General features: G+C 71.8%; 15 protein-coding genes and 1 pseudogene. 4 read left to right on the forward strand and 12 right to left on the reverse strand.

What is annotated here, in order from left to right; all coding sequences use genetic code 11:
• Positions 1–33: 33 nt before the first annotated feature.
• The 3 genes and pseudogenes from gluQRS to CFK39_RS09150 form a co-directional block, all read right to left on the reverse strand.
• Positions 34–953 (reverse strand): annotated as a pseudogene (gene gluQRS / locus CFK39_RS09140) (tRNA glutamyl-Q(34) synthetase GluQRS).
• 10 nt (positions 954–963) lie between these two features.
• Complete coding sequence (locus tag CFK39_RS09145; protein ID WP_157697244.1) at positions 964–1,494, reverse strand: GNAT family N-acetyltransferase; 531 nt, start codon at positions 1,492–1,494, stop codon at positions 964–966.
• Between the two features lie 162 nt (positions 1,495–1,656).
• Positions 1,657–2,424 (reverse strand): hypothetical protein, encoded by a 768-nt coding sequence (locus CFK39_RS09150; protein WP_089065200.1) that lies wholly within the window; start codon positions 2,422–2,424, stop codon positions 1,657–1,659.
• 186 nt (positions 2,425–2,610) lie between these two features.
• Between CFK39_RS09150 and CFK39_RS09155 the strand changes: the two genes are divergently transcribed.
• Positions 2,611–3,147: a peptidylprolyl isomerase gene (locus CFK39_RS09155; protein WP_157697124.1), complete on the forward strand. Its 537-nt coding sequence runs from the start codon at positions 2,611–2,613 to the stop codon at positions 3,145–3,147.
• Positions 3,148–3,339: 192 nt separating this feature from the next.
• On the opposite strand, the gene CFK39_RS09160 is transcribed toward CFK39_RS09155, so the two are convergent.
• The 3 genes from CFK39_RS09160 to CFK39_RS16845 all read right to left on the reverse strand — a co-directional run bounded on the left by CFK39_RS09160 (position 3,340) and on the right by CFK39_RS16845 (position 6,834).
• The gene (locus CFK39_RS09160) at positions 3,340–4,545 is read right to left on the reverse strand and encodes a hypothetical protein (protein WP_089065202.1); all 1,206 of its coding nucleotides are present in this window, start codon (positions 4,543–4,545) and stop codon (positions 3,340–3,342) included.
• A gap of 130 nt (positions 4,546–4,675) precedes the next feature.
• Complete coding sequence (locus CFK39_RS09165; RefSeq protein ID WP_245822403.1) at positions 4,676–6,280, reverse strand: MMPL family transporter; 1,605 nt, start codon at positions 6,278–6,280, stop codon at positions 4,676–4,678.
• Positions 6,199–6,834 (reverse strand): hypothetical protein, encoded by a 636-nt coding sequence (locus CFK39_RS16845; RefSeq protein WP_245822405.1) that lies wholly within the window; start codon positions 6,832–6,834, stop codon positions 6,199–6,201. The genes CFK39_RS09165 and CFK39_RS16845 overlap by 82 nt, the downstream gene beginning before the upstream one ends.
• 149 nt (positions 6,835–6,983) lie before the next feature.
• Between CFK39_RS16845 and CFK39_RS09170 the strand changes: the two genes are divergently transcribed.
• Positions 6,984–8,138, forward strand: a complete 1,155-nt coding sequence (locus CFK39_RS09170) for a DNA glycosylase AlkZ-like family protein (protein ID WP_089065203.1) — start codon at positions 6,984–6,986, stop codon at positions 8,136–8,138.
• A gap of 46 nt (positions 8,139–8,184) precedes the next feature.
• Positions 8,185–9,102, forward strand: a complete 918-nt coding sequence (locus tag CFK39_RS09175) for a rhomboid family intramembrane serine protease (protein ID WP_089065204.1) — start codon at positions 8,185–8,187, stop codon at positions 9,100–9,102.
• Between the two features lie 654 nt (positions 9,103–9,756).
• Here the strand turns inward: CFK39_RS09175 and CFK39_RS09180 are convergent.
• Positions 9,757–10,386 carry a pyroglutamyl-peptidase I gene (locus CFK39_RS09180; protein WP_089065205.1) on the reverse strand — a complete coding sequence of 210 codons (630 nt, stop codon included), beginning with the start codon at positions 10,384–10,386 and terminating at the stop codon, positions 9,757–9,759.
• An 83-nt stretch (positions 10,387–10,469) separates the two neighbouring features.
• On the opposite strand from CFK39_RS09180, the gene CFK39_RS09185 reads away from it, so the two are divergent.
• Positions 10,470–11,126, forward strand: a complete 657-nt coding sequence (locus CFK39_RS09185) for a GNAT family N-acetyltransferase (RefSeq protein WP_089066363.1) — start codon at positions 10,470–10,472, stop codon at positions 11,124–11,126.
• Positions 11,127–11,375: 249 nt separating this feature from the next.
• On the opposite strand, the gene CFK39_RS09190 is transcribed toward CFK39_RS09185, so the two are convergent.
• The 5 genes from CFK39_RS09190 to CFK39_RS09210 form a co-directional block, all read right to left on the reverse strand.
• A complete protein-coding gene (locus CFK39_RS09190) occupies positions 11,376–12,311 on the reverse strand; it encodes a zinc-binding dehydrogenase (protein ID WP_218192249.1) in 936 nt (311 codons plus the stop codon).
• An 88-nt stretch (positions 12,312–12,399) separates the two neighbouring features.
• Entirely contained in the window at positions 12,400–14,226 is a 1,827-nt protein-coding gene (locus CFK39_RS09195; RefSeq protein WP_089065206.1) for an ABC transporter ATP-binding protein, read from the reverse strand.
• Complete coding sequence (locus CFK39_RS09200) at positions 14,223–16,049, reverse strand: ABC transporter ATP-binding protein (protein WP_089065207.1); 1,827 nt, start codon at positions 16,047–16,049, stop codon at positions 14,223–14,225. The genes CFK39_RS09195 and CFK39_RS09200 overlap by 4 nt, the downstream gene beginning before the upstream one ends.
• Positions 16,050–16,488: 439 nt before the next feature.
• Positions 16,489–16,842 (reverse strand): hypothetical protein, encoded by a 354-nt coding sequence (locus tag CFK39_RS09205; protein WP_089065208.1) that lies wholly within the window; start codon positions 16,840–16,842, stop codon positions 16,489–16,491.
• 225 nt (positions 16,843–17,067) lie between these two features.
• A complete protein-coding gene (locus CFK39_RS09210) occupies positions 17,068–18,522 on the reverse strand; it encodes an alpha-amylase family glycosyl hydrolase (RefSeq protein ID WP_089065209.1) in 1,455 nt (484 codons plus the stop codon).
• Between the last annotated feature and the right edge of the window lie 16 nt (positions 18,523–18,538).

The raw sequence follows: 18,538 nt of genomic DNA on the forward strand, positions 1-18,538 counted from the left end.
CGGTGCGCCGCGTCCGGTCCGTCCCCGGAGGCCTCAGTCCGGGAGGTCGACCGTCCACGGATGTCGCGGCAGATCTGCTGGGTCCCAGCGCTCGAGCACGTCGCTAGCGCTGCGGCAGCCGGTGAGCCCCAGCGAGCTCCCGATCCTCTCGAGGACCGCTGCCGCGCTCTCCCCGCGCTCGAGCCGGTCCCGCAGCGTCACCGCACCATCGCGCTTGGCCAGACGGGTGCCCGCAGGGTTCACCGCGAGCGGCACGTGCGCGTACCCGGGCTCGGGCAGGCCCAGCAGATGCGCCAGGTGGGCCTGCCGGGGCGCGGAGCTGAGCAGGTCGTCGGCCCGCACCACCTGATCCACCCCGGCGGCCGCATCGTCGACGACCACGGCGAGGTTGTAGGCGACCACCCCGTCCCCGCGCCGCAGCACCAGGTCATCGACGGTGCCGCTCACCTTTCCGGCCCAGCGGTCGTGGACCTGCCAGCTCGGGACCTCGGCGCGCAGCCGGAGCGCGGGCTCGCGTCCCAGCTCCCGCATCCGCTGCCGTCCCTGTTCCCGGGCGGCGGGGGAGAGGTCACGGCAGGTGCCGGGGTAGGCGCCGGGCGGGGCATGAGGGGCGCTGGGCGCGTCGAGGATCTCCCGCCGCGTGCAGCAGCACTCGTACACCCTGCCCTGTGCGCTCAGCGCCCGGATCGCGGCGGTGTAGGCGTCCCCCGCGCGGACTGGCGGACCACCTCGCCGTCCCAGTCCAGCCCCAGTGCGGTGAGATCCTCGAGCTGACGCTGCTCGGCGCCCTCGCGCACCCGGTCCAGGTCCTCGATCCGCAGGTGGAAGGCGCGTCCGCTGCGCCGGGCCAGCACCCAGGCGAGGATCGCGGTGCGCAGGTTCCCCAGGTGCAGGTCGCCGCTGGGAGAGGGGGCGTAGCGGCCGGCACCGCTGAAGGCAGTCGCAGCAGGCATGCGGCTCAGTCTAGGAACCCGCCAGCACCAGCAGCACATCGCCGCCGCGACCGCCGGGCACCGGGCGCTCCGGCGGCGCCGGGACGAAACCGAGGCGCAAGGCCAGTGCAAGCGAGGCCCGGTTGGCCAGGGCGGTCACCGCGATGATCTCGGCTCCGCCGTCACCGTCACCGTCGCCGTCGCGCCCGCCGAGCTGCGGATGCGCGAGCACCGCGCGCATCGCCTCGGTCGCCACCCCGCGCCCCGTCGCGGCGGGGGAGAGCCGCCAATAGGCGCTGAGCGCCGGGCGATCCGCGGTGGTCAGCGGGGTGAGGCCGACGACGCCGAGCAGTCCCTGCGGCAACGGTGCGGACCCGGGCGGAGGGCCATCTCCCGCAATCTCGTGAGCTGGCCGGTGCGCGCGGATCGACAGGTAGCCCAGCCCGTGCTCGGCCCAGCTCTCGCGCCACCTCCCGAGCACCCAGCGCATCTGGGCACGATCGGACAGCGGCTCGGTGAGGTCCTCGGCGAAGGCGCCCGGATCCGCATGCAGGGCCAGCAGCTCTTCGAGCTCGTGCCCGCGACCGGGGTCAGGCGCAACCGGGCGGTGGTGAGCACGGGCTGATCGGGCCTGGGCATGACGACGGCGCGGTGATCCTCGCCCGAAGGCGGGGTCACCGCGCCGTCATGCACGGAATTATCCGGCGAGCGCCGAGGCGGACGCTCAGGCGTCGCCGCGGTGGCTGCCGCGCTTGTCGTCCTCGGACGCCTCGGGATCCGAGTCGACCTTGACCTCCTTGGGCTCCACGTCGGAGGCGCGGTCCTCACCCTTCAGGGCCGAGGCCACGTCACCCGCGTCGGCCGAGCCGACGGTGTCCGAGACGGTCGAGGAGTCGGACTCGTCGGCGGCGGAGGCCGGGTAGTGAGCGCGCGCGAAGTCCGCGGGCGGGGCCCACGGATCCTCCACCGGGCGGGTCTTCTGCCAGGCGATGTAGCCGGCAGCGGCACCCGCGGCGGCCAGGCCCAGCACGAGCAGCACCTTGCCGGCGCGGCCCTTCTTCTTCGGCTTCGTCGGCTCGAGGACCGCGGAGCGGATGTCGTCCTGGCCCTTGTCGAGCTCCTGGCGAGCCGCGTCGACGGCGGCCTTCAGCACGGTGCCGGAGGTCTCCACCGTCTTGCGGGCGCGCGGGAGGTAGTCCTCCTGCACGTCATGGCGGAGCTTGTCGGCGCGGGGGCCGAGGTTGGCCGAGAGCTTGTCGGACTGCTCGCGCAGACGCTGCTGCGCCTCGGGAGCGTACTGGCCGTACAGCTCGGTCGCGCGGGTGCGGGCCTCGCGAGCGCCTTCGGAGACCACGGGGCCGACCGTGGCGGCGAGCTTCTGCAGCTCCTCGACGGCCTTCTCGGCCCTCAGCGCGGTCGCGCCGGCGGCGTCGACGGTCTTCTCGGCCTGCTTCTTGGCCTTCTTGGTCTCCCGCTTGGTGGTCAGCGCCATGGGAATCCCCTTTCGATCGAGTCCGTCGGGTCGGGCCGACGGTGGTCCCTGGGCCGTGGCAGGTGGACACTGCCATGGACCCGTGTGGCACAACTCTAACGCGAGCGGGTTCGAGGGCTCACAGCCGATGAGAAGGAACCCACGCCCGTCCGGTCGGTCAGGCCGCTCATATGCGAGGATGACGCCATGTTCGCAACTCTTCACACCAACCATGGGGACATCCGCCTCGAGCTGTTCCCGAACCACGCGCCCAAGACCGTCGAGAACTTCGTGGGTCTCGCCGAGGGCACCCGCGAGTTCTCCGATCCGGAGACCGGCGAGAAGGTCACCCGTCCGTTCTACGACGGCGTCATCTTCCACCGCATCATCGCCGGCTTCATGCTCCAGGGCGGCGACCCGCTGGGCACCGGCACCGGCGGCCCGGGCTACAACTTCGACGACGAGATCTCCGAGAAGAACTTCAACGAGCCCTACGTGCTCGCGATGGCCAACGCCGGCAAGCGCCGCAACGCGCTGACCGGCAAGCCCTCCGGCACCAACGGTTCGCAGTTCTTCATCACCGTCGGCCCCACCCCGCACCTGCAGGGCAAGCACACCGTGTTCGGCGAGGTCGCCGACGAGGACTCCAAGAAGGTCGTCGACGCGATCGAGGCCGTCAAGACCGATATGCGCGATCGCCCCCTCGAGGACGTCGTCATCACCTCGGTGACCATCGAGAAGTGACCCTCGAGCGCTCGTGAGCGCTCATCGACCTGGAGCGCCGTCGGCGCCCCTGCAGTACCGGCCTCGGCCGGCTGCGGAGGCACCGGCGGCGCTCCTGCGTCTGCCCGGGGTGCCCGTGCGTGCGGCGGCAGCTGCGTCGACGCTCGTGGCCGCAGTGCGGGCGCCTGCGGCAGCGCCCGTACCCGAGCCGGCTCAGGCGAAGGTCAGCGTGGCGGTGACCGGCTCCTCGACCTGCTCGAAGTCCCGATCCAGTACCTGGCCGAAGCGCGGCATGATCTTCACGGTCGCGGTGTCCAGATCCGCGGGGATGGTGAAGGTGGCGATGGGCTGCCTGTGCGAGCTGCCGAACATCGTCGACTGGTCCTGGGCGGGCCGCAGCTCGGTGCCGTCGGGCAGCTCCAGCATCACTTCGGTGTGCTCCTTGACGTTCGCGGAGAAGTCGCGGTCCCAGACCAGTGGGATCACCAGGTGGATCTCGTCCTCGCGGGCCCAGCCCAGGTTGCCTCCGTACCCCAGGCTCGTCTTCACGAACGGCGAGAGGTACGCCTCCTCGACCGTGCCGTGCAGGGACATGTAGTCACTGCCGAAGCCGTCCGGGACCTTCGTGTCGATGCTGCCGGCCTCGGAGACCTGCACCTCGAGGCCGCCGGAGTACATCCGCGGCGCGGGGGTGGCGACGATCGTGCCGTCGACCAGGGAGATCTCCTGCACCCCGTCACCGATCTCGGCACGGAGGGTCACGGCATCCGCGGCGGGGGAGGCGTCGACGATCGCGAGCACGGTCCCGCGGCGCTCCGCGTCCCCCTCGTCGGCGCTGTCCAGGCGGATGTCGTTGTTCCTCAGATGGGTGATGTGCATTTCGGTGAGGACGTGTCGTGGTGCTGGAGTCCAGTCCGGGTCGGTCGATTCCCAGGAGGTGAGCAGGAACTTCTTCAGCTCGCCGGGCAGCAGGGTGGTGGCGGCCGGCACCTCGTCGAAGCGGTCGGCGCCGTCGGGAAGAGGGGCCTCCTCGCCGGTCAGGGCGGTGAACTGCTCCGCGGTGAGGCTGTCGAGCAGGGTCGTGGCCGTCACGGTGACCTGGGCGTAGGGCTGGATCAGCGTCTCGGAGCCCTCCATGCGCTGCATCAGTCCACCGGCGACGACCTCGTCGGTCACCTCGACGGTGGTCAGATCGAGGGTGGCGGAGGTCGCCGGATCAGCGGCAGGCTTCTCGGAGCCGTCCTTCACGTCGTCGGAGCCGCTCTCCGCGTCACCGGCGCCGGTGTCCTGTGAGCTCTCGTCCGCGCTGCCGGTCGGGAGCAGACCGCAGCCGGCCAGCAGCAGGGCGGGCCCGGCGAGCAGCACGCCGCGGCGGGCGAGGTCGGGGGGCGGGGCGAGGGGCAGGCGTCGGGGCGTCATGGAGTGCTCTCTTCGAGGGAGGGGACGCAGGCCAGGCTAGCTTTTCGACCCCTGTCGGCAAAATTCGATCGGGCGCAGTGGCGGAGAGATCACTCCGCCACTGCGCCCGATCACCCTCGGGGCGAGCGTCTCAGCGCTGCACCGGATGGGACGGCCACCACATGCGGTCCCCGATCAGTGCGAACAGCGCCGGCACCAGCACCGTGCGCACCAGCAGGGTGTCCAGCAGCACGCCCAGGCCCACGATCAGGCCGAGCTGGCCGAGCACCACCAGGGGCAGCACCCCCAGCGCCGCGAACACCGCGGCGAGCACCACGCCCGCACTGGTGATGACCACCCCGGTGGAGCCGACGGCCCGCACCATGCCCTTGGTGGTGCCGTGGGTCGCCGCCTCGTGGCGGGCGCGGTGGACCAGGAAGATCGTGTAATCCACGCCGAGGGCGACCAGGAACAGGAAGGCCAGCAGCGGCACCGTCACGTCCAGCGCCGGGATGTCGAGCAGCAGCCGGCCGGCCCACAGCCCCAGCCCGATCGCGGCGACCGAGCTGGCGACGTTCACGGTCAGCAGCACCAGCGGGGCGACGACCGCCCGCAGCAGCACCATCAGCACGATCAGCACCACGCCGAGGATCATCGGCGCCACCACCAGCAGGTCACGGGTGGAATCGGCGCGCACATCCAGGGCGCTCGCCGTCGTGCCGCCCACCAGGGCGTCGGCCCCGGCCAGGGAGTGCAGGGCCGTACGCAGCCCCTCGGCCTCCTCGAATGCCACCGGGGACTCCGGCTCGGCGGTGCCGACGGCGGAGAGCACGGCCCAGCCGTCCGGCGTGGTGCCGGAGACGGAGGCGCGGTCGATGCCGGGCACCGATTCGGCGGTCTCGACAGCGGCGTCCGCAGCCGCCTCGCGCACCACGATCTGGTGCGGGGCGCTCTCGCCTGCGCCGTAGTGCTCGGCCATCGCGGCGAAACCGGTGGAGGATTCGTTGGCCGAGGCGAACTGCTCATCCTGCGAGAGCCCGACCCGGGTGCCGAGCAGACCGGTGGCCAGCACCGCCATCAGCAGCACCGAGACCACAGCGGCCACGAGGGGACGGCGGGTGACGGTGCGGGCGACGGCCGCGAAGGGCCCGTGCTCGGCGTCGTCGCGACGAGAGGCAGCGTTCGCAGCGGTCGCAGGCTTCGGCACGAAGGGCCAGAACACCCGGCGGCCGACCACGGCGAGCAGCGCGGTCAGGGGGAACAGCACGGCGAGCAGGGCCACCAGCAGGCCGGCTGCCGCGGCGATGCCGAGCCCGCGGGTGGCGGGCATGACCGCGGCCAGCAGTGTCATCAGCGCCAGCACCACGGTGACATTCGAGGCGATGATCGCCGGCGCCGTGCGGACCCAGGCGGTGGCCAATGCGGCGCGATGGTCTGTGCTGCGGTGCAGCTCCTCGCGGTAGCGGGAGATCAGCAGCAGGGCATAGTTCGTGCCCGCACCGAACACCAGCACGCTGATCACGCCCGCATCGAAGGCGAGGGAGAACTGTTCGCCGAGCATGGAGGTGAGCGCGCCGGCGGCGCCGTCCGCGAGGGCGACGATCGACAGCGGCACCAGCCACAGGATCGGGGAGCGGTAGGTCAGCAGCAGCAGCACGGCCACCACGGCGATGGTCACCGCGAGCAGCGTGAAGTTCGCGCCGGAGAAGGCGCCCCGGATGTCGGAGCCGACGGCGGGGCCGCCGGTGACGGACACGGTGAGGTTCTCGGGGCGGAGTCGTCGGCCGCGGCGCGCAGGTCCGTGATCATCGCGTCGATCGTGTCGTTGTCGGCCTCGGAGTCGACTGTGGTCATGACCAGGTCGGCCTCGCCGTCCTCGGCGGGCATGGGCCCGATCGCCTCGCGCCCGGAGACCTCTGCGAGATCGGAGCGCAGGGTCTCGATCGCGGCGGTGTCCTCATCGGTCAGGGCCCCGCCGTCCTCGCGCGTGATCACGGCGAACACCGGCTGGTAGCGGTTGCCCTCCATGGTGTCGGCGATGGCCGCGGCGCGGGAGGACTCGGAGGTCTCCGGCAGCGCATCCATCCCGGCGGCGGGACCGGCGCCCCGCAGGCCACCGGCCATCGCCAGGAGCAGGCCGACGCACACCGCGAGCATCACCCAGGCGGAGCGACGACCGGTGAGGGTGGCGGCGATCCGCTCGGCGACGCGGCCGACGACCCCGGTGGGGACGGCGGAGTCGGCCGGCGGCTCAGCACCGGCGGGGTCGCCGGGCCGAGGGCGGCGGGTGACGGGCGTGGGTGCAGACACTGTGGTTCCTTCGCGAGATGACCGCTGGTGGCGGGCGGATGACGGTCCCTTTGTGGGGGTGCTTCCACGCTATGGAGACCGCCGTGCGAAGGGATCAACCGTTCGATGGATCTCCGGCTCGTCCCGGTGGCGGCCAGTACGCTCTGCCCATGACTCAGCGACACCTCGCCGGCGCCCGGATCCTCGCCCAGGGCCTGGTCGGGGAGCCCCGCTTCCCCGATCCCGCCGCGGCGGCGCGGGCGTTCGGTGCACACCAGGGCCAGGATGTGGCGGGGGTGATGGCCTCCCTCGCCCTGCGCACCGGGGGCGACCTGGACGCGGTGCTCGCCGCCTTCGACCGCGGGGAGGTGGTGCGCGGCTATCCGATGCGCGGCACCGTCTTCGCGGTCGCCGCCGATTCGCTCGCCTGGCTCACCGAGCTCTGCGCCGTCGCTCCGCTGCGGGCCGCGATCTCCCGGCGCGGGCATCTCGAGCTGGAGGGCCATCACGTGCAGCGGGCCCAGGAGGTGCTCGAGGAGATCGCCGCGGAGCAGTCGGTGCCGGGGAAGGGCCGCGGAGTGCTGCGCACGGAGCTCATCGCGGCGTGGGAGACGGCAGGGATCCGCACCGACCGGGGCCGCGGCTACCACCTGCTGTCGGAGCTGATCTCCGGTGGCATCGCCGCCTACGGCCCGTGGCGCGACGGGGAGACCGCGGTGGTGCTCGCTCGGGCCTGGCTGCCCGCCGACACCGACCTCGCGGGCGCCTTCAACGGTGAACGGGCAGCGGCCGCCGCCGAGCTCGCCCGGCGGTACCTCACCAGCCACGGCCCGGCGGGGGAGCGCGACCTCGCCTGGTGGTCCAAACTGCCGCTGGGGACGATCCGGGCGGCGCTGCCGCTGATCGAGTCCCAGCTGGAGAGCGGATACGCGGACCGGGCCGGCCGGCTCCACGCCACCGCCGTGGCGGCCCGCGGAGGGGATGGCGAGCGGCTGTGGTGGCGGCCGGGACTGGCCGAGGACTATGCCGCCGCGGAGAAGGAGACGATGCGCGAGCTGCTGCTGCCCGGCTTCGACGAGCTGGTGCTCGGCTACCGCGACCGGCTCTACCTGATGGACCCCGAGCGGCACTGCGCGCTGGTGCCCGGCAACAACGGGGTGTTCAAGCGGGCGGCGCTGCGCCGCGGCGAGGTGGTGGGGCTCTGGAGCCGGAAGGGCACGGCTGGGAAGCGGAGGCTCGTGCTTCAGGAGCTGTGCACTGTGAGCCCGACGCAGCACCGCCGCTTCGAGACGCTCTTCGCGGCGTTCCCGTACACCGCCGCCTGAGGTCGCCGCTCGGGAGCGGCCCAGGCCCCCGTGATGGAATGAGGGCATGGAACGACCGAGCTACGGCTACAGCGCCGAGGACAATCCGGACCCGCAGGCCCCACCGGTGTGCCCGCGGCACCCCGACCGGGTGAGCTACGTGCGCTGCAAGCGCTGCGAGCGCCCGGCCTGTCCGGACTGCCAGCGCCCCACCTCGGTGGGGGTGCTGTGCGTGGACTGCGAGCGGGAGATCTCCCGGCAGCAGGCCTCGACCCGGCCGCGGAACGCGATGGGCGCCCGCATGGGCCAGCGCACCCCGTATGTCACCTACACCCTGATCGGCCTGTGCGTGCTGGCGTACCTCGGGCAGACGATCGCCCCGCAGCTCGTGGTGCAGCTGGGGCTGTTCGTCCCCTTCCGTGCCGTGGCGATGCCGTGGACCTTCTTCACCGCCGGTTTCCTGCACGGCGGGCTCCTGCACCTGGGGCTGAACATGTATGCGCTGTGGATCGTGGGGAGGTATCTCGAGCAGGTGCTCGGCCGCGTCCGGTTCTCCGCGGTCTACCTGGTCTCGATGCTCGGCGGGCACACCGCCGTGTACCTGATCGCGAACTCGCTGGAGCAGTCCTGGTACACCGGCACCCTCGGGGCCAGCGGCGGTGTGTTCGGCCTGTTCGCCGCCATGTTCATCGTCAACCGGCACCTGGGCGGGCAGACCATGCAGATCCTCGTCCTGATCGGCCTGAACCTCGTCATCACCTTCACCGTCCCGGGGATCTCCTGGCAGGGGCACCTGGGCGGCCTGCTGCTCGGCGCCGCCGTGACCGCGGGGATGTTCGCCCTCCGTCCCAAGGCGGTTGCCGGGGCGGACCGGCAGGCGCTGGCGCGCCGCTCCGCCCTCGTGCACTCCGCGGTGGTCGCGGCAGCGGTGGTGCTGTGCGTGGTGCTGATCGTGGTCAAGACCCTGCTGGTGATCGGGCAGTGAGCACCGCGCCCGGTGACGGGCGCGGAGGGAGCACCGGGACGGGCCGGGGCGGCGAACGGGCCGCCCCGGCCCGTCCGTCGTCGGCCCTCTATTAGCACGGATCGTCGCCGCCCCATGACGTGTTCGGGGAACTACATGGATGTGGTTTTCCCCAGCTGTGGACAGAATTGGGGATAACTCTGCGGAGGGCTGGGGATTACACGATCTTGCTGTGGATAACAGGGGATCGACTGTGGACAGACGGTGGGGACGGCGCCGGCAGGCCTCCTCGTCGTGCGCATGCTCACCGCTCCTGCGCTCGCCGTGCGGCCGGCAGGAGCGCTGCTCAGCGCGAGGGGGAGCGGCCGGCAGCCGCCACCATAAAGCTCGGTGACCTGCGACGACGCGAAGCGAGGGCGGATGGTGCCGAAGCGCTGCGGGGCAGTTGCAGGACCGTGCCCGGTCCGGAGGGCGCGGGTCGCGACACGCCCGGGTTCTCCGCTGTACCTGCGGAACTACATGTCTGTCATTCGTCCACGGCTGTGGAAAACCCTGTGGATAACTTCTCGGAAGAGGCGCACAGGAGGAGCTTCCCGGCCACTGGGTGCCCCGCTGGACCCGTTGTGCACACGCGATGGCGCCGGATCATCCCTCACCGGCCGCACCTGTGGACACTCAGTGCTCGGCGCCGCCCGCGAGCGCGGCATCGACCTCGGTGCGCAGCGCCACCTCGGCCATCCGGGTGAGGGCGCGGGCCGTGGTGGCGGTGTCGAGGACGTCGGCCGAGGGGACGTGGACGAAGCCGCCGCGGATCCCGGCGAGCTCCTCGTCCGTCGCCAGGAGATGCTGGAGCGCGTAGAAGACGTCATTGCACACGTAGGTGCCGGCCGTCTGGGACACCGAGGCAGGGATCCCGTCGGCCGTGAGCGCGGCGACCATCGCCTTGATCGGCAGGGTGCTGAAGCAGCCGACCGGGCCGTCGGCCTCGATCGGCTCGTCCACCGGGCTCGCGCCGGCGCTGTCGGGGATCCGCGCATCGCGCACGTTGATCGCGACCCGCTCCGGGGTGATCCCCGTGCGTCCCGCGGCGAGGCCGACGGCGATCACCAGCGTCGGCCGATGCTCGCGCACCGCCGCGGCGAGCAGCTGCCCGGCCCGGCCGAACTCGACCGGCAGCTCGAGGGTCCGGACCGCGAGGCCCTGGGCCCGAAGCTGCGGTGCCGCACAGCGCACCGCCTCCCAGGACTCGTTCACCGCCGCCCCGTCGAAGGGCTCGAATCCGGTCAGCAGCAGGTCGGTCGTCATGGGGACAGCCTAAGGACCCATGCGAAAGGGACGAGGCGGAGTATTCGGAGGCCCGTGGCCTCGTGAACCTCTACCCTGTGCCGATGACCGATCTCCCCGACCTCGCGACTCTCCACCCGCCCTTCGGCCTGGTGCTGCGCGCCGGTGACCTCACCCTGCGCCCCCTCGCCGATGCGGACCTGCCCGAGTACGCCGCGCTGCTGCAGCGCCCGATCTTCGCGGACCCCGAGTCGCCGTCCGTGTTCGGGTGGTACCGGGCAGAGCCCGAGGTGCGCGTGCGCAATGCACTGAGCTTCCAGTGGCACCTGCGCAGCGCGGTGTCCCCGGACGACTGGACCCTGCCGCTGGGCATCTGGGCCGGCGGCCGCCTGATCGGCTGCCAGGACATCGCAGCCGTGCGCTTCGCCGAACGACGCACCGTCACCTCCGGCTCCTGGCTCACCCTCGACGCCCACGGCCAGGGATTCGGGACGCTGATGCGCCAGGCGATGCTGGTGCTCGCCTTCGACCACCTGGGGGCGCAGCGGGCGGAGTCCGCGGCGGCCTTCGGCAACGAGGCGTCCTTCGGCGTCTCCCGTGCCTGCGGGTATGTCGAGGACGGCACCCAGATGTCCACCCTGCTCGGGCCGACGAGGCACGAGCAGCGCTTCCTGGTCACGCCCGAGACGTTCCGCCGACCGGACGTGCCGGTGCAGGTCGACGGCCTCACCCCGGAGCTGCGGGCCCTGCTCGGCGCCTGAGGACCGGGCTATCGGGGCTGTCAGGGCGGGCGAGGGCACGTGTGGCCGGGACGTCGTGCATCGACTGGCGCTGCGCCAGCATGCGCCTCCGTATACGCGGCCGCATGCTGGCTCAACGCCAGTGGATGACTTCTGCTCCCACGCGGCCGCTCGTGCTGCTGGCCGTGCCGTGCCCGTGCCGCTGCTCGCGGGACTGTCCGCAGGCGGGCCCTTTGCCGCTCCCGGGGCGTCGTGAGGCCGGGCTCGCCCTCACGCGCGGATCCGCATCACGACCCGGCCCTCGATGCCGCCCGCATCGAGCCTCTCGTGCAGGGAGCGCGCCGCGTCCAGGCCCACGGTGTCGGTGATGCGGGGCCGCCAGGGAGTCTCCTGCAGCAGGCGCACCGTCCCCCGGGCCGCGTCGGCCAGCTCCTCGACGGTGGCGCGCGAGATGACGAAGCCGTGCAGGGAGACGTCGCGGGTGTAGAGCCGGGCCAGCGGGATGCGCGGCGGGTTCGGCGGTGCGGCGATGACCACGATGCGGCCGCGCACGGCCATCAGATCTGCGAGCAGCTCCGGGTCCAGCCGTCCCGAGGTGTCCACGACGAGGTCGGCGCGGCCTCCCAGCAGCTCCCGCAGCTGGTCAGCCGCTCCGGGGTCGGTGTGGTCCACCGTGGTGACCGTTCCGGCCGCACCGAGCGCGCGGACCCGCGCGGCGTCGCGGCGGCGGGCGGTGGCCACGACGCGGGCTCCGCACCGGGCGGCCTCCGCGACCAGGGCGCTGCCCACGTTGCCCGCCCCGCCGCCCACCAGCACGGTCTCGCCCGCCACCAGGTGTCCGTGGCGGTGCAGGGCCAGGTGCGCGGTCGAGGCCGGGTGCAGGGCCGCGGCGAGGACCGCGTCCTCCACCTCCGCGGGAACGGGGTACAGGCGCTCCCGGGGCACGACGGCCGCGGGAGCCCAGGCGCCCTGGCGCCCGTCGTGGCCGAGGGAGGAGGTGGCCATCCGTCGGCCCAGCAGATCCTCGGCCCCGGCGCCGGCATCGATCACGGTGCCCACCGCGTCGCGGCCCAGCACGAAGGGGAAGGGGGTCTGCGTGGGGAAGGCGCCGCTGCGGACCAGGGCGTCGACCGGATCGAGGCTGCTGGCCCGTACGGCCAGGAGCACCTGACCGGGCCTCGGACGCGGGACGGGCAGCTCACTCACCTCGATCTGCTCCGGCCCTCCCAGCGCACGGAGGAAGGCCGCCCGCATGTGGGGCGTCGGATCTGGCGAGGAGAGGGTCACCGGATGCTCACATCGAGTCCTGCCACGCCTGGTACAGCGCGGCGAAGCGACCGCCGGCGGCGACCAGCCCGGTGGGGGAGCCGTCCTCGACGACCTCGCCGCCGTGCACCACCAGCACCCGATCCGCGATCATCACGGTGGTCAGGCGGTGGGCGATGATCAGTGAGGTGCGGTGCCCGAGCAGCTTGGTGAGCCCCTCCTGCACCATCCGCTCGCTGGGGATGTCCAGCGAGCTGGTGGCCTCGTCCAGGATCAGCACCCGCGGATCGGCGAGGAAGGCGCGGGCGAAGGAGATCAGCTGCCGCTGCCCGGCGCTGACCCGCCCGCCGCGCTTGCTCACGTCGGTGTCGTAGCCGTAGGGGAGCTTCTCGATGAACTCGTCGGCCCCGATGGCGCGGGCGGCCTCCTCGATCTCCTCGCGGCTCGCGCCCGGCTTGCCGAGGGCGATGTTGTCCGCGACGGTGCCGGAGAAGAGGTACGCCTCCTGGGTGACCATCACGATGTTGCGGGTGAGGTCCTGCATCGAGATGTCCCGCAGGTCCACGCCGTCCAGCATCACCCGTCCCTCGGTGGTGTCGTAGAAGCGTGCGATGAGCTTGGCGACCGTGGACTTCCCGGCGCCGGTCTGGCCCACCAGGGCGATCGTCTGCCCGGCGGGGATGTGCAGGTCCATCGGCTGCAGCACCAGCGGGCCGTCCTCGGTGTAGCGGAAGGCGACCTGCTCGAAGTCCACCTGGCCGTTCGAGGTGGGCAGCGCGGTCGGGCTCACCGATTCCTGGACATGCGGCTGCACCGCGAGGAGGTTCGCGATCTTCTCCAGCGCCGCGACGGCGGACTGGAAGGCGTTGTAGAAGTTCGCGATCTCGTCGACCGGCTGGAAGAACCGACGCGAGTACAGCACCAGCGCCACCAGCACCCCGACCTGCAGATCGCCGGCCAGCACCCGGAACCCGCCCACCACCAGCACGGCGGCGATGGTGATGTTGGCGAGCACGCGCAGCGCCGGCTGGTAGATGCCGAAGACGTTGATCGAGCGCATCGAGGCGTCGCGGTAGTCCTGGGCGAGACCGTCGAACTCCGCCTGGTTGCGGTCCTCCTTGCGGAAGGCCTTCACCGCGCGGATGCCCGCCATAGCCTCGACGAAGTGGACGATCAGCCGCGCCGAATGGGTGCGGATCGCTCGGTACTCGATGCTGGAGCGCTTCTGGAACCACACCGTCAGCATCACGCAGGGGATCAGCATCGCCAGCATCACCAGACCGGTCACCGGGTCCATGGCCACGATCAGCACGATCGTGAACACCATCGACAGCGAGGCGCCCACCATGACGTTCACGCCCGAGTCGAGCAGCTCTCGCAGCGCCTCCATATCGGAGGTCTGGCGGGAGACGATCCGGCCCGAGGTGTAGGATTCGTGGAACTCGAGGTCCTGCTTCTGGGTGAAGCGGAAGACCTTCCGGCGCAGCGCGAGCAGCATCCGCTGGCCCACCACCACCGACTGGCGCACGTACCCGTAGGTCAGCACGCCGCCGACGACCGCCGCGGCGGCCGCCAGCGCGGCGGCCTGGAACGCCGGGACGGAGTTCCCCTCCTGGAGGGAGGGCAGGCCGTGGTCGATGCCCCAGGCGATGATCGCCGGGCCGGCCACGACGGCCAGCTGCGCGATGATGACCATGATCGCCATCACCGCGAACTGACCCTTGACCGGGGAGATCAGCTCGCGCAGCAGGGCGAAGGAGCGCTGCCGGGAGAGCTTGTTCTCGGCTGCGTCGTGGGGCTGCTGCTCCGGATCGTTCTGGTCCGGCTGCGGGTTCTTCACCGTCGGGGCGCTCATCGGCCCTCCTCCTGGATCGCGCGGAGCTCGAGCTCGCCGGTGAGGGTCTCGATGTCCTGGTCGCGGCGCCTCTCCTCCTCCTGGTGGGCGATCACCCAGCGGTAGCGGGCGGAGCTGGCCAGCAGCTCGGTGTGGGTGCCGACGTCGACCACGCGCCCGCCGTCCAGCAGCGCGACCCGATCGGCCAGCGCCACGGTCGAGGTGCGGTGGGCGACGATCAGGGTGGTGGTGCCCTCGAGCACCTCCCGCAGACGCCCGGTGACGGTCTCCTCCGTCTTGGTGTCCAGGGCCGAGAGCGGGTCGTCCAGCAGCAGCACGGCGGGCTTGGCGGCGATGGAGCGGGCCAGGGCCAGGCGCTGACGCTGCCCACCGGACAGGCTCATGCCCTCCTCACCGATACGGGTGTCGACCCCCTCGGGCAGCTCGTAGGCGAAGGTGGCGTCGGCGGTGTGCAGTGCGACGTGCATCAGCTCCTCGGCCGCCTCCTCGGACAGGGAGCGGTCCGCGCCCAGCAGCACGTTCTCCCGCACGGAGTCGGAGAACAAGGTGGCGTCCTCGAAGGCGACTGCGGTGAGGGTGCGCAGGTCGGTGAGGTCCATGTCGCGGATGTCGACCCCGTCGATGGTGACGGTGCCGGAGGTGACGTCGTACAGCCGCGGCACCAGCTGCAGCAGCGTGGATTTGCCGCTCCCGGTCACCCCCACCAGCGCCATGGTCTCGCCGGGGCGGATCTCGAGGTTCGCCCCGTCGATCACGTCCGAGACATGATCGGGAGCATCCTCGTAGCGGAAGTGCACGTTCTCCAGCCGCACCGCGCCGGTCGCGGCCGACGGGTCGAGGCGCGCCGGTGACTCGGGTGTGGTGATGGAGTTCTCGGAGTCCATCACCTCGAAGTGACGGTCCAGCGCGGTGGTGGCGTTCACGGCCTGTCCCAGCAGCATGCCGAGCATCCGCACCGGCCCCACCACCAAGGTGGCGGTCGCGAAGTAGGAGGCGAGCTGGCCGGTGGAGATGTCGCCCGAGGCGGTCAGGTGCAGGCCCGCGAGCAGTGCGATGCCGAGCGCGAGCTCGGGCAGCATGAACATGAACATGTCGAAGCGGGCGATCGCGGTGGCCTTGCGCACCTCGGTGCGGCGCAGCTCCTCGGCCTGTTCGGTGAAGCCCTCCAGGGCCGACGGGCCGCGGCCGAAGGCCTTCAGCACCCGGATGCCCTGGACCGACTGCTCGATCGTGGTGGCCAGGTCACCGTTCTGATCCTGGGAGCGGCGGGAGAGCACCGAGAACCCGCGGTGGAAGCGGTAGGCGATGATCACCACCGGCACCGCGGCGAGGAAGAAGATCAGCGCCAGGGTCGCGGAGGAGCGGACCAGCAGCGCCATGCCCACGGTGATGGTGACGACGTTGGTGACGGCCATGATCATGCCGAAGGCGATCCAGCGGCGGATCTGGCTGATGTCGCTCATCATGCGCGAGAGCAGCTGGCCGGAGCCCCAGCCGTCGTGGAAGGTGACCGGCATGTTCTGGACCTTCGCGTAGAAGCTCACGCGGATCTGCTTCTCGACGGTGGTCGAGGGTGCGACGGCGAAGGTGCGGCGCAACCAGATCAATGAGGCCTCGACGATGCCGAGGCCCAGCACGATCGCGCCGCCGGTCCAGATGGTGGCGGCGGTCGCATCGGTGTCGAGGCGGTTGACGATGAACTCCAGGACCTGCGGAATCATCAGGGCCACGATCGACGCGGTCATGGCGCTGAGGAGACCCAGGTAGAGGCGGAAACGGATAGGGCGAACAGTCGTCCAGAGGCGGCGCATGGTGCCGAGCATGGGGAGAGAGAACCTCAGTGGGTGCGGGAGGCCCCGACGGTCGGGGTCGATGGCTTAGCGTAGTCAACTATTTCGCGCACCGATACCCGTTAAACGCATTCCCGTGACGGCCGGCGCCGATGAGCTCGCGCCCGAGCCCTGCTCCGCGCGTCTCGAGTCTGCTCCGTGCGTCTCGAGTCTGCTTCGCGCGTCTCGAGTCTGCGTGAGCTGTCGTCATGCGGACGCTGTGACGACAGCTGGGGCACGCTGGATGGTCAGGCACCGATCGAGCCTGCGTGAACTGTCGTCACGCAGGTGCTAATGCGACAGCTGGGACAGACTCAGTGCTCTGGCGACAGCTGGGTGCCCAGTCAGCGATCGAGACTGCGTGAGCTGTCGTTGCGCGGGTTCGCTGGCGACAGCTGGGGCAGGCTCGGGTGCTCGGGCGCCTGGGCGTTGCTCAGGCGTCGTCGTCGGCGGGGATCCACTCGCCGTAGGCGGCGTCGGAGAGCACGGCGGCGGCCCCGGCGGCCGCGGCGGTCACGGTGAGCACCGCGGGCCACGCGCCGATCTTCTTCGCCAGCGGGTGGGAGAGGCCGAAGCCGACCACGTAGGTCGCGCCGAGCACGGCGGTGGTGGCGGGGCCGCGACGGGCCAGCCAGGTGCGGCCCGCGTAGAGCCCGGCGGCGGCGAGCACCACGCCGCCGAGGGGGCGGATGCCGGTCTCGCGGGCGGTCAGCCAGCCGCCGACCAGCCCGAGGGCGACGACGGGGGCGGTGCTGACGGAGGTGGCGGGCTTGATCGCGGTGCTCATGCTCCGAGCCTACGTGGCCGGGGATGAGTGCGCGCTGGGGTCGATGGCGTGTGCTGTGCGTGACGTGCGGGACTCTCCCCCCCAACATTTGCGTGTCGGGAGACGGAAGTACTGGTGAGCGCTATACGGAGGTGCTCTCAGGTCGTCTCACATTTGCGCCGACTCATAGCGGCATTTGCGTCAGCGGTGGCACCCGTCGGAGCTCTCACCGGACCACAGCGATCTTCAGCGCACCACGGCGATCCCGTGCGCGGGCACTTCGCCCGGGGCGGCGGGGCCGACGCCGTCGAGCATGTCGGCGCCGCTGACCGTCTCGAGCACCTCGCCGGGGGCGGGCCGGGCCTCGTCGCCGAGGTTCAGCACCAGGGTGAGGGGAGTCGGCGCTACTCCCTCGGCGCGGAGCCCGTCGCCCGCACCGCCCGGGGTGAGCACGATCTGCGCCCAGGTGTTCTCCAGCGTGTCCTCGTCCACGCGCACCGTTGCGGTCGCGAGCCATGGCTCCCGGCGGCGCAGCGAGAACAGGCGGCGGTGCACCTCGAGGATCCGCTCGGCGGACTCGGGCTTGAGCAGGGTGAGGTGGTCGGGGCCGCCCGGGGCGCTGTCGGCGGAGGCGGCGGCGTCGACCACTTCGTCCGGGCTGCCGGGGAACCAGGGGCGGATCGCGTCATCGCCGCCGGACCGCTGCTCCTTGACCCCGGTCGCGCCGAACTCGTCCCCGGCGTAGATCGTAGTGATGCCGGGCAGCAGGGCGAGCAGGGCGATGGCAGCGGCGAGGTCGCGGCCGTCGGCGAGCTGGGAGGCGATGCGCGTGGTGTCGTGGTTGCCCACGAAGGTCTGGGGGTGCGCGCCGCCCGCGGCGTCCAGGAACTGCTGGTGGCGGCCCAGCGCGTGGGCGAGCTCGAAGAGGTTGTGCTCGGTCAGGCCCGACCAGATCGCCTTCCACAGTTCGTACTGGGTGATCGAGTCCGCGCCGGAGGCCTCCGCGAAGCCCGGGTAGTCGCCGTGGATGACCTCGCCGAGGATCCAGGCCTCGGGATGCGCGGCCCGCACGCGCTCGAGGATCGGGGCCCAGGCCTCGGCCCCGGCGGCGTACATCGCATCCAGCCGCCAGCCGTCGGCCCCGCGCTCGAGCCAGCGCCCCATGATCTCCACGACGCGGTCCTGGATGACGGTGTCGGCCAGATCGATCTCGAGGAGGTCTGCGTTGCCCTCGAAGCCGTAGGGGCTGGAGCCGGACCAGCGGATCCGGTCGCCGTCCTCGGTGCCGGGGCCCGCGGCGATGGCCTGGCGGGCGACCGGGTGGAGGTGCGAGACGTGGTTGAACACCCCGTCGAGCACGATCCGGATCCCGCGCTCGTGGCAGGCGGCGACCAGCTCATCGAAGTCCGTCTCGTCGCCGAGGCGCGGGTCCAGGCGCCGGTGGTCGAGCGTGTCGTAGCCGTGGGAGACGGAGGCGAAGACCGGGTTCAGCAGCAGCACGTTCGCGCCGAGGCTCACCAGGTGGTCGAGCCAGCCCAGCAGGCGCGGCAGGCGATGGACCACGTTCTCCCCGTCGGCCCCGCCGTAGCCCTCGCCGCCGAGGTCCTCGCGCACGCGTGGCGCGCCGCAGAAGCCCAGCGGGTAGACCTGCCAGCAGATCGCGTCGCGGATCCAGGACGGGGCGGGCGCGGAGATGCTCATGCGGTCATCGTAGGCG

The sequence above is a fragment of the Brachybacterium avium genome (assembly GCF_002216795.1).
Taxonomy (GTDB): domain Bacteria; phylum Actinomycetota; class Actinomycetes; order Actinomycetales; family Dermabacteraceae; genus Brachybacterium; species Brachybacterium avium.